This is a genomic window from Pseudomonas sp. 05N433, assembly GCF_056396925.1.
The window spans coordinates 23,744-34,790 of sequence record NZ_JBFTML010000063.1 but is presented as its reverse complement, the minus strand read 5'-3'; the positions used below and the strand labels follow the sequence as shown (position 1 = coordinate 34,790).

The window sequence follows — 11,047 nt, the reverse complement described above, 5'->3', positions numbered from 1 at the left end:
TTTCACTGATCGCCCTGACCGGCGCATTGAGTCTGCAACCGGTGGTGGCCCAAGACGCGCCGGAGCTGTTCAAGAGCAAACCCTGTGCAGCCTGCCATTCCATCGACACTAAATTAGTCGGCCCGGCACTCAAGGAAGTAGCCGCCCGGAACGCTGGCGTGGCCGGTGCCACGGACACCCTGGCCAACCACATCAAGAACGGTACGCAAGGCAACTGGGGCCCGATACCAATGCCGGCCAACCCGGTGACGGATGATGAAGCGAAGACACTTGCAACTTGGGTCCTGAGTCTCAAATAGCCAACGGAGGGCGCCATGATGGTTCATCGACACGCAGTGGTTCTGGCGGCCCTCCTCCTTTTTTGCGCGACCTCGGTTGCGGCGCCGAACGCCAAGCGTCAGGCCCAACTCGAGCACCTGCTGGCCCAGGATTGCGGCGCCTGCCATGGACTGCACATGACCGGCGGGCTGGGTCCCGACCTGACGCGCGCAACGCTGGCAGGCAAGTCCCGCGACAGCCTGATTGCCACCGTCACCCAAGGTCGCCCCGGCACCGCGATGCCCGGTTGGGCCCCGTTGCTCAGCCCGGACGACATCCGTTGGCTGGTTGATCTTCTTCTCCAGGGATATCCCGCACCATGATCCGTTCAACCCTGCTTTTAGCGGCGACCGGGCTGTTGTTGTCCGCCTGCGCTCAGTCACCCTTGCGTGGTACCGGCGATCTGGGCGTGGTGGTGGAGCGCACCACCGGTAGCGTGCAAATCATCGAAAGCGATACCCGCACGGCACTGGCCCGACTCGAAGGCTTCGGCGATCTGTCCCATGCCTCGGTGGTGTTTTCCCGCGACCAGCGTTATGCCTATGTGTTCGGCCGCGACGGCGGGTTGAGCAAAATCGACCTGCTGACCCAACGCATCGACCATCGCGTCATCCAGGGCGGCAACAGCATCGGCGGCGCCATCAGTCAGGACGGCAAGTTGATCGCAGTCTCCAACTACGTGCCCGGCGGCGTGAAGGTGTTCGATGCCGTCACTCTGCAACAGGTGGCCGATATTCCCGCGACACCGCTCGCCGATGGCAGCAAACGCTCACGGGTGGTCGGCCTGGTCGACGCGCCCGGACAGCGTTTTGTGTTCAGCCTGTTCGATACCGGCGAGATCTGGACCGCCGATTTCAGTCAGGGCAGCACGCCACGGATCAGCCGCTTCACCGGCATCGGCCAGCAACCCTACGACGCGCTGATTACCCCCGATGGTCGCTATTACATGGCTGGGCTGTTCGGCGAAGACGGCATGGCGCAACTCGACCTCTGGCACCCCGAGCGCGGGGTGCAGCGAGTGCTCGGTGATTACGGACGCGGCCAGGCGAAGTTGCCCGTCTACAAGATGCCGCATCTGGAGGGTTGGGCCGTTGCCGACAACCAGGCCTTCGTGCCCGCCGTCGGCCGTCATCAGGTGCTGGTGATGGATTCCCGCACGTGGCAGCAGACCGCTGCCATCCCGGTGGCCGGTCAACCGGTGTTCGTCACGTCGCGGCCGGACGGTCGGCAACTGTGGGTCAATTTCGCCTACCCGGACAACGATCGGGTCCAGGTCATCGACACCGAAACCCGTGCCGTAGTCGCCGATCTGCGACCGGGGCCGGCGGTGCTGCACATGGAATTCACCGCGCGCGGCGACCAGTTGTGGCTGTCGTTACGCGATGGCGATCAGGTTCAGGTCTGGGATCCGTACAGCCTGAAGCAGCTGAGCACCCTTCCCGCCACCGCGCCGAGCGGCATCTTCTTCAGCAGTCGCGCGCAGAAAATGGGCTATTGAAATGAACCTCGACCTGCTCAGCCGCCAACTGATCGACCGCTTCCAGCACGGCATGCCGTTGTGCCCGGAACCTTACAAGGAGATGGCCCGGATTCTCGGTTGCCGCGAGGCCCAGGTGATGGATTGTCTGGAAAAAATGGCTCAGGCCGGCCCCCTCTCACGCATCGGCCCGGTGTTCGAACACAGCCGCGCCGGGGCCAGCACCCTCGCCGCCTTCGCCGTGCCCGCCGAACGTCTGCAACAGGTCGCCGAGCGCGTCAGCCAGTATCCCGAGGTCAACCACAACTACGCACGGGAGCATTTCTACAACCTGTGGTTTGTGCTGACCGGGCCTGATCGCCCCCACATCGAACGTGTTCTCGAACAACTTGAGAACGAAACCGGCCTTGTTCCGCTGGATCTGCCGATGTTGACCGCTTACCGCATCGACCTCGGTTTTGCCTTGGGAGAAGGCCCATGAAGCCGGGATTGAGTCCCGAACAGACACAGGCCTTACGAAGGCACCTGGAAGACGGATTACCGCGTGTTTCGCGCCCCTATCAGGCCCTCGCGGAACGGATAAACGCCGACGAAAACCAGGTGCTCGCGCAGATGCACCAGTGGCACGAACAGGGGCTGTTTCGCCGGGTCGGCCTGGTGCTCAACCATCGCGCCCTGGGCTTTACCGCCAACGCCATGCTGGTGCTGGATGTTCCGGACGCGCTGATCGACGAAGTCGGCCAGCGCCTGGGGCGAGCGTCCGGTATCACCCTCTGCTATCAACGGCCACGGCGCCTGCCGCAGTGGCGCTACAACCTGTTCTGCATGGTTCACGGACGCCAACGCGCGCAGGTCGAGGCGCAGATCCAGGCGTTGCTGGAAGAACACTTGCTGAGTGACCTGCCCCATCAACTGCTGTTCAGCACCCATGCCTTCAAACAATGCGGCGGACGCTTTGTCGCCTCCTCAACGGGAACCAAGCCCCATGGATGATCTTGACCGTCGGTTGATCAACCGCTTGCAACTGGGCCTGCCACTGGTGCGTAACCCCTGGCAGGCGCTGGCCAGCGAACTGGACAGCAGCAGCCCTGAATTGCTCCACCGCCTCCACGAACTGCTCTGTGAAGGAATACTCACGCGCTTCGGCCCGATGTTCGACATCGAACGCCTCGGTGGCGCCTTCACCCTCGCGGCGCTGGCCGTGCCGGAAGAACGGTTCGAAGAGGTCGCCGAGCAACTGCATGCCCTGCCTGAAGTGGCGCACAACTATCGACGCGAACACGCCTGGAACATGTGGTTCGTGCTCGCCTGCGCGACCGAACAAGACGTCACCGAAACCTTGCAATACATCGAAACCCTGACCGGTTTGCCGCTGCTCAACTTGCCTAAAGAGGAGACTTACCATGTCGGTCTGTACTTCCCGGTCTGAAGACACCCTGGCGCACCGGCTGATTGAACTGACCCAGGCCGGCTTGCCGCTGCTGGATGACCCGTGGGCCTGGCTCGCCGAACAGCTGGACCTGAGCATCGAATCCACCCTGGATCTGCTCAAGCGCCTGCAGGCCGAGGGCGCGATCCGGCGCATCGCCGCTGTCCCCAACCACTATCGCCTGGGCTATCGCTACAACGGCATGACCGTTTGGGATGTGCGCGACACCGACATGCCGCGCCTCGGCGCGCTGATCGGCGCACAGCCTTTTGTCAGCCACTGTTATCGACGCCCGCGACGAACCGCGTGGCGCTACAACCTGTTCGCCATGGTGCACGGTCGCAGCCGCGAGGAAATCGACAGCTACCGCGAACACCTGCGCTACTTGCTGGGCGACGCCTGTGTCGCCGACGAGATGCTGGTGAGCAGTCGCATCCTGAAAAAAACCGGATTACGGCTACCACCAGTGCCACGCTGAACACGCGCTGGTTCAAGGAGAGTTGCATGTTGAGGATCAGCCAATAYCTGCGTGCCCTGACCGGCCAGGTGCCCGCCCCCAGAACCAGCCCACCGGGCAGCAACCGGCCGCCGGTGGTGATCTGGAACCTGCTCAGGCGCTGCAACCTGACCTGCAAACACTGCTACGCCACGTCCGCCGACAGCGTCTTTCGCGACGAACTGGATACGCCCGCCGCGCTGACCGTGATCGACGATCTGCACGATGCCGGCGTGAAGGTATTGATTCTTTCCGGCGGTGAACCCCTGCTGCATGACGATCTGTTTGTGCTCAGCGCCTATGCCCGCACAAAGGGTTTCTTTGTGGCTTTGTCCACCAACGGCACATTGATCGATGAGCAGAACATTGCGCAGATCCGCGCAGCGAATTTCGACTATGTGGGGATCAGCATCGATGGCCTGGAAGCCACCCACGATGCGTTCCGCCAACTCAAGGGCAGCTTCGCCAGTTCCATGCGGGCGATCCGGCTCTGTCGCGAACAGGGCATTCGCGTCGGCCTGCGCACCACCCTGACCCAGGAGAATCATGCGCAGCTGCCGCAATTACTGGCACTGATGCGCGAATACGACGTGCAGAAGTTTTATCTGTCGCACCTCAACTACAGCGGTCGCGGCAAACGCAGCCGCCAGCTCGACGCCCGGCAGCAGATGAGCCGCCAGGCGATGACGCTGATCTTCAAACGGGCCTGGGAAGACATTCAGCACGGTCGCGACAGCGATTTTGTCAGCGGCAACAACGATGCCGACGCCATTCTCCTGCTGCAATGGGTAGGCCTGCATCTACCCGAGCATTACCGGCGCCTGGAACACATGCTCCGCGCCTGGGGCGGCAATGCCTCGGGCAGCGGCATCGCCAACATCGACAACACCGGCGAAGTTCACCCCGACACCTATTGGTGGCAGCACTCGGTGGGCAATGTCCGGCACACACCGTTTCGCACGCTGTGGATGGACCGCCCGGACGCCTTGTTGCAGCAACTGCGCGCGCATCCTCGCGCCGTGGGTGGCCGTTGTGGCCAATGCCGCTGGCTCAGCATCTGCAACGGCAATACCCGCACCCGCGCCTGGGCCGAGGGTGATCTCTGGGGCCAGGACCCCGGTTGCCACCTCAGCGATGAAGAAATCGGCGTGTCGCCCTTACCGACCATCCCTTGCGTCATGCACTGAAGCACCCGCCTGGCGAGCCATCTGACAAAGGATGGGGCCGGCCCACCTGATGAAGTACCAAGGACGTCCCATGCATCCATCGATTATTTTACCGGCTGCACTTGAGTCCCCGTTCAGACCGGGCGAAGTTGCCCTGGTCGGCGCTGGCCCCGGCGATCCACGCTTGCTGACCCTGCGCGCCTGGAGCCTGTTGATGCAAGCCGACGCCGTGGTTTACGACCGCCTGATCAGCCCCGAGCTGCTGGCATTGATCCCCCTCACCTGCGCCCGGCATTACGTCGGCAAGGCCAGCGGCTGCCACAGCCTGCCTCAGGATCAGATCAACGAACTACTCGCCGACCTCGCCGATCTGGGGCAGCGTGTGGTCCGGCTCAAAGGTGGCGACCCGTTCATCTTCGGCCGTGGCGCCGAGGAACTGGAGTACCTGCTGCAACGCAACATTGACTGCCAGGTCGTCCCCGGCATTACTGCCGCCTCCGGGTGTAGCGCTTACGCTGGCATTCCACTGACCCATCGGGAGCTGGTCAACTCCTGTCGATTCATCACCGGGCACCTGCAACACGATGGTGAGTTGCAATTACCCTGGAGCAGCCTCGTCGACAGCAGCCAGACCCTGGTGTTTTACATGGGGTTATCCAATCTCGGGATTATCGCCCAGCGCTTGATCGAAGCTGGAATGCCCGCCGAGACACCGGCGGCGCTGATCAGCAATGGCACGCGTCCCGACCAGCATGTTGCACGAGGCAGGCTGCACCAATTGCCGACCCTGGCGCGGGAATGCCCACCTGGCATTCCGACGCTTGCGGTGATCGGCAAAGTGGTCGATCTGTTCGCTGCCCAACAACAGGAATTCCCGGCGCGCTTTTACCCCGCAGCGCTGCAACGCCAGCGCAAGGTGGCGATATGAGGCGCATGGTGCTTGGCCCATTGTTATGGATCGGTGCGGCTCACGCCGGTGCAGCGACTCCGCCCTCCGACGTGGCCGCCAACCTCTACCAACAGCATTGCCAGAGCTGCCATGGCGCCAATCGTCTCGGCGGTACGGGACCGGCCTTGCTGCCGGAAAGCCTGAGCCGGATCAAACCCGACGAAATCCGCAGCGTGATCCAGGACGGTCGTCCCGCGAGTCAGATGAGCGGGTATGCCAACGTGTTCAACGCCACGCAGATCGACGCGTTGGTGGACTACCTCCAGCAACCACCCGCCACCCCACCCACCTGGAGCAACGATGACATTCGCGGCAGTCATTCGATTCTCGCCGATATCAACAAACTGCCCGACACACCCCAGCATCGCGCCGATCCCCTGAACCTGTTTGTGGTGGTGGAAGCCGGTGATCATCACATCGACATCCTCGACGGCAACCGCTTTGAAGTGCTGGCTCGGTTCTCTTCGCACTTTGCAGTGCATGGCGGGCCGAAGTTTTCGCCGGACGGACGCTTCGTCTACGTGGCTTCTCGCGATGGCTGGATCAGCCTGTATGACTTGCATAACCTGAAACTGATCGCCGAGGTCCGCGCCGGGCTCAACACCCGCAACCTCGCGGTGAGCAAGGACGGCCGATGGGTGCTGGTGGGCAACTACCTGCCTGGCAACCTGGTGGTGCTCGATGCCCGTGATCTGTCATTGGTCAAAACCATTCCGGCGATCGGCCAGGACGGTACCGCGTCACGGGTCAGCGCGGTCTACACCGCGCCGCCACGGGACAGCTTCATCGTAGCGCTCAAGGACGTGAAGGAAGTCTGGGAACTGCCCTGCACCGGCACACCGGATTTCGAACCGCGACGGATCCACGCCGAAGATATGCTGGACGACTTTTCCTTTTCACCGGACTACAAGCAACTGCTGGCCACGTCGCGCGCGGCCAAGGGCGGTCAGGTGATCGACCTCGACAGTGGCAAGGTGGTCACCGACATTCCACTGCCGGGCATGCCGCACCTGGGGTCCGGGACCTACTGGAAACGTAACGGTGAGTGGGTGTTCGCCACGCCGAACATCAGCAAGGGCCTGATCTCGGTCATCGACTTCAAGACCTGGAAACTGCTCAAGGAAATACCGACCCTGGGGCCGGGCTTCTTCATGCGCAGCCACGTCAACTCGCGGTATGCCTGGACCGACGTGTTCTTCGGCCCCGACAACGATGCGATCCACCTGATCGACAAACAGACCCTGGAAATCGCTCACACCCTGCGCCCGATGCCCGGAAAGACCGCCGCCCACGTCGAATTCACCCGCGACGGTCGCTACCTGCTGCTGAGTATCTGGGCCACCGACGGTGCGCTGATCGTCTACGACAGCAACACCCTCAAAGAGATCAAGCGCCTGCCGATGAACAAGCCGTCGGGTAAGTACAACGTGGGCGAGCTTGCTCCCGCTGGGGCGCGAAGCGGCCCTAAAAGCAGTCACTGCGTACATTCAGATTAAACGCAGGTGCTGATTTTACGACTGCTACGCAGCCGAGCGGGAGCAAGCTCCCTCGCCACAGGGTTTGTGTTCACCTCTTCAGCTCAGGGTATAACCGTTATCGACTTTCCAGTCCTGACCATAAACACCCCGCGCGCCTTGAGACAGCTGAAAAACAATCACGTTGGCCACCGCAGACGCATCGAGGAAATGACCGGGCAGCAGACGTTTGCCGAGGGTGCCGGCAACGTCGTCGAGTTCCCCGTCGCTCAACCCCAGGTTGTCCCACATCGAGGTCGCGGTCGGCCCCGGGGAGACCAGATTGATGCGCACGTCATAACGCGCGAATTCCACCGCCAACGTGCGCGCCTGCGCCGCCAGCGCGGCCTTGCTGGCAATGCAGGCGGCCAGACCGGGAAAACTCGAGCCGGTCAGGAAGCTGCCGACAAACACCACCGAAGCCGGACTCGCCAACTCCCCGCGTAACGCCGCCAGGGTATTCAACGCCCCGGCGCCGTTGACCGCCCACTGACGCTGGAAGGCCGGCATGTCGAGGCTATCGGCCATTTCGGCGATACCCGCGTTGGGCACCAGATAATCCACCTGGCCCAGTGTCGATGCACGTTGGGCCAGCGCCTGCAGGTCATCCTGACAGGTCACGTCACCGGCACACCATTGCAGGCGCTCGCCATAGATCTGCTGCAAGGCCGGCAATTCCCCGATTTTCCGTGACATCGCCAGCACCTTGACCCCGCGCGGCAACAGCGCCGCACACAGGGCCAGGCCTATCCCGGAACTGGCACCCGTGACCACCGCCAAACGATCCTGAAACTCGGTTCTCATCATTTCCTCCTGGCATCGCGGACGCCAGCACTGGGGACTTCAAACGGTACGTGAAAACCGGCCTTTTTGATCACCGCCCAAGTAGGCATCAAACGCCATCGCGGCGCTGCGCATCATCAAATGCCCGTGTGGCAACAACACCAACGCGTCTTTGTGAATCTGCAGCAAGCCATCGCGAACATGCTCGTCGAGTTGCATCAGCGCATCGGCAAAATAATCGGTAAAGCAGATGTCATGACCCGCTTCAAACTTGCCGAAGTCGATCCGGCCGTGGCACATCAGATCGCTGATCACTTCACGGCGCAGCCGATCATCGGCGCTCAACCGGTAACCCCGATGCACAGGCAACAAGCCTTGATCAATACGAGCGTAGTACTGAGAAAGCTCCTTGACGCTCTGGCTGTAGCTGTCGCCGACCTTACCGATGGAGGACACCCCGAGACCGATCAGATCGCAGTCGGCGTGGGTGGAATAACCCTGGAAATTGCGTTGCAACGTGCCATTGGCCCGGGCCAGCGCCAACTCATCGTCCGGCAAGGCGAAATGGTCCATGCCGATATAGATATAACCGGCCTCAGTCAGACGACGGACAGTCAGTTCAAGCAATTCCAGTTTGCGCTCCGGTGGCGGCATGTCGGCCGAACGAATCAGCCGTTGTGCGCGCACCAGTTCCGGCAAATGGGCATAGCTGTAGGCGGCAATCCGGTCCGGACGCAGCGCGATGATTTTGCCGAGGGTGACATCGAAACTCTCCACGGTTTGCAATGGCAGGCCGTAAATCAGATCGACACTGATCGATTTGAATCGCGCCTGGCGTGCCGCAGCGACCAGCGCATGGATTTGCTCTTCACTTTGCTGCCGATTGACCGCAGCCTGCACATCGGGATCGAAGTCCTGTACGCCAAAGCTCAAACGATTGAACCCCAACTGACGCAACAACTGGATCTGCTCCGTACTGATGGTGCGAGGGTCGACCTCGATGGAAAACTCATGGTCATCGCTGTCATCCATGTCGAATGCCTGGTGCAGGCAGTCCATCAGGTCAGCCAGTTGCTCGCCGGTCAAATAGGTCGGCGTGCCACCTCCCAGGTGCAGTTGCGTGAGTTTGCGGGTGCGGTCGAACAAGGCAGCCTGCATCACGATTTCGCGCTTGAGGTACGTCAGGTACTCGAAGGCGCGGTGGGTTTTCTGGGTAATGATTTTGTTGCAGGCGCAGTAGTAACAAAGGCTCTTGCAGAACGGGATGTGGATGTACACCGACAGCGATTTTGGCGTTGTCGCCTGGTTGCTGTCCGAGGCCGCACGCTGATAGTCATCGACGGCGAACGCCTGATGAAACTGCGGCGCGGTCGGGTAAGAGGTATAGCGCGGCCCCGGGAGGTCATACTTTTCGACCAGGGCACGATTGAAATCAAATGAAGTTGTCATGATCAATCCATTCGTAATGGGGTTCATGCCCCGCACCGTCCGAATCCTTTTCAAACAGGTTGCAGACGGCATCCACGTGCGGCCGACCGGCCGGAAGAATGCTGATGAAACGGTCAGACAGTTCAATCAACCCGTCATGGCTCAATTGCTCAAGCACAGGCCAGGCGGTGAAAAAGTACTGGCGAAAAATGACTCCATGACGCGTCTCGATTGCCTGGATATCCAGCTCCAGATCACACGCCAGGCGTTCCATGACCATGTGCCTGACCTGATCCCCTTCCTCACAGCGCCAGCCACGACTCGTCGGCAGTTGGTCCATGTCCAGTTGCTGCTGGTACCGTTCCAGTTCGTCGGTGTTTTGCGCATACAAACCGTCGATCTGACTGATAGCGCCCAAACCGAACCCGATATGGTCGCAATGCCCGTGACGGGTAAACCCCTCACAATTGCGACGTAATCGGCCGCGCTCCTGAGCAATCGCCAAATCGTCATCGGGTCGGACAAACTGCCCCAGGCCAATGTAGTGATAACCGGCGCCGATCAACTGTTCAAAGCAGATCCGGCGCATGGCGCCTTTATCTTCCTCGCTGCAAAACGCCCCGATTGTGTCTGCAGTCTTTGGCCGATAGCGTTGGGGTGGCCGGGCATAGTCAAACACCAGCAGCCGGTCCGGCTCCAGTTCGATGATGGTTGTCAGTTTCAGCGCAAAACTTTCTGGCGTCTGCCAGGTATGGCCATAACCCAGATCGACATTGATGGATCGATAGCCGAAGGTACGAGCGGCATCGATAAGCGAATGGATCGGTGCCGGATTCTGGTAGCAGGCCACCGACATCGCAMGGTCGGCACCGATGTCCGGAACGCCGATGCTGACATGGTTGAACCCCAGGTCACGCAGCATTCCCATGGTCGACCAATCCGTATGGTGAAGGTCCACTTCTATGCTGTAGTCACCGCACTCATGTCCAAGAAAGTTGAATCGGCCACGAAGGTGATTCATCAGCCGTCTCAGTTGGGCGATGGCGGGTGTTCCGCCCCCCAGATGGAACTGCTCGACCCGCTGCCCGGCTCCCAGATGACAACCGACGAGGTCGATCTCATGTTGCAGACGCTGAAGATAGTGTTCGACACCACTGTGCTCGCATGAAACTTCGCGAGGGGAGCACAAGGCAGGCTTGAGGTTAGAAGGCAGTTGCACGTTCAGCGACAGCGGACGGCACTTCTGACGGCTGACGCGCAATGCACGATGCAAATCCAGAGAGCCGATGCCGTCGTGAAATTTTTCAGTGTCGACATGGCCGTTGGGGTCGAGCACGCCTTGATCGCACCGGACGTTCAGCTCTCCAGGGCTGTGAAACGAATTGAGCATAACGGGTCTCCGAGACTGGCTGCGGACCGCCAGTGTCGGAGCCTGGCGACCCATGCTCCTTGATTTGCATCAAGCGCGAGCGAAGTGCTTGTCGCGC

Annotated in this window: 13 protein-coding genes; 10 read left to right on the top strand and 3 right to left on the bottom strand. The window is 61.1% G+C overall.

Features of this window, described 5'->3' with window-relative positions:
- From AC1DIS_RS25690 to AC1DIS_RS25645, 10 genes are all read left to right on the top strand, one after another.
- Positions 1–299, top strand: a 299-nt coding sequence (locus AC1DIS_RS25690; RefSeq protein ID WP_477781157.1) for a c-type cytochrome, incomplete at its 5' end; no start/stop codon positions are given.
- A 15-nt stretch (positions 300–314) separates the two neighbouring features.
- Positions 315–641, top strand: a complete 327-nt coding sequence (locus AC1DIS_RS25685; RefSeq protein WP_018927781.1) for a c-type cytochrome — start codon at positions 315–317, stop codon at positions 639–641.
- Complete coding sequence (locus AC1DIS_RS25680; protein ID WP_477743986.1) at positions 638–1,816, top strand: cytochrome D1 domain-containing protein; 1,179 nt, start codon at positions 638–640, stop codon at positions 1,814–1,816. Before AC1DIS_RS25685 ends, AC1DIS_RS25680 begins: the two co-directional genes overlap by 4 nt.
- Position 1,817: 1 nt before the next feature.
- Positions 1,818–2,276, top strand: a complete 459-nt coding sequence (locus AC1DIS_RS25675) for an Lrp/AsnC family transcriptional regulator (protein WP_111454567.1) — start codon at positions 1,818–1,820, stop codon at positions 2,274–2,276.
- Positions 2,273–2,788 (top strand): siroheme decarboxylase subunit beta, encoded by a 516-nt coding sequence (gene ahbB / locus AC1DIS_RS25670; protein WP_064617205.1) that lies wholly within the window; start codon positions 2,273–2,275, stop codon positions 2,786–2,788. Before AC1DIS_RS25675 ends, ahbB (AC1DIS_RS25670) begins: the two co-directional genes overlap by 4 nt.
- Positions 2,781–3,224, top strand: a complete 444-nt coding sequence (locus AC1DIS_RS25665) for an Lrp/AsnC family transcriptional regulator (protein WP_086945734.1) — start codon at positions 2,781–2,783, stop codon at positions 3,222–3,224. Before ahbB (AC1DIS_RS25670) ends, AC1DIS_RS25665 begins: the two co-directional genes overlap by 8 nt.
- A complete protein-coding gene (gene ahbB / locus AC1DIS_RS25660) occupies positions 3,199–3,702 on the top strand; it encodes a siroheme decarboxylase subunit beta (protein WP_204125110.1) in 504 nt (167 codons plus the stop codon). The genes AC1DIS_RS25665 and ahbB (AC1DIS_RS25660) overlap by 26 nt, the downstream gene beginning before the upstream one ends.
- 26 nt (positions 3,703–3,728) lie before the next feature.
- Positions 3,729–4,907: a heme d1 biosynthesis radical SAM protein NirJ gene (gene nirJ, locus AC1DIS_RS25655; RefSeq protein WP_477743985.1), complete on the top strand. Its 1,179-nt coding sequence runs from the start codon at positions 3,729–3,731 to the stop codon at positions 4,905–4,907.
- Positions 4,908–4,977: 70 nt separating this feature from the next.
- On the top strand, positions 4,978–5,814 hold the full coding sequence (gene cobA / locus AC1DIS_RS25650; protein WP_018927774.1) for a uroporphyrinogen-III C-methyltransferase: 837 nt from the start codon (positions 4,978–4,980) through the stop codon (positions 5,812–5,814).
- Positions 5,811–7,331, top strand: coding sequence for a cytochrome D1 domain-containing protein (locus AC1DIS_RS25645; RefSeq protein WP_477781156.1), 1,521 nt, complete (start codon positions 5,811–5,813; stop codon positions 7,329–7,331). Before cobA ends, AC1DIS_RS25645 begins: the two co-directional genes overlap by 4 nt.
- Positions 7,332–7,409: 78 nt before the next feature.
- On the opposite strand, the gene AC1DIS_RS25640 is transcribed toward AC1DIS_RS25645, so the two are convergent.
- Genes AC1DIS_RS25640 through AC1DIS_RS25630 form a run of 3 tightly spaced genes read right to left on the bottom strand, consistent with a single transcriptional unit; the run spans position 7,410 to position 10,950 of the window.
- Positions 7,410–8,153, bottom strand: a complete 744-nt coding sequence (locus AC1DIS_RS25640) for an SDR family NAD(P)-dependent oxidoreductase (RefSeq protein ID WP_018927772.1) — start codon at positions 8,151–8,153, stop codon at positions 7,410–7,412.
- 39 nt (positions 8,154–8,192) lie between these two features.
- Complete coding sequence (gene hemN, locus AC1DIS_RS25635) at positions 8,193–9,581, bottom strand: oxygen-independent coproporphyrinogen III oxidase (RefSeq protein WP_477743983.1); 1,389 nt, start codon at positions 9,579–9,581, stop codon at positions 8,193–8,195.
- On the bottom strand, positions 9,565–10,950 hold the full coding sequence (locus AC1DIS_RS25630; protein WP_477781155.1) for an oxygen-independent coproporphyrinogen III oxidase: 1,386 nt from the start codon (positions 10,948–10,950) through the stop codon (positions 9,565–9,567). Before AC1DIS_RS25630 ends, hemN begins: the two co-directional genes overlap by 17 nt.
- Positions 10,951–11,047: the final 97 nt, after the last annotated feature.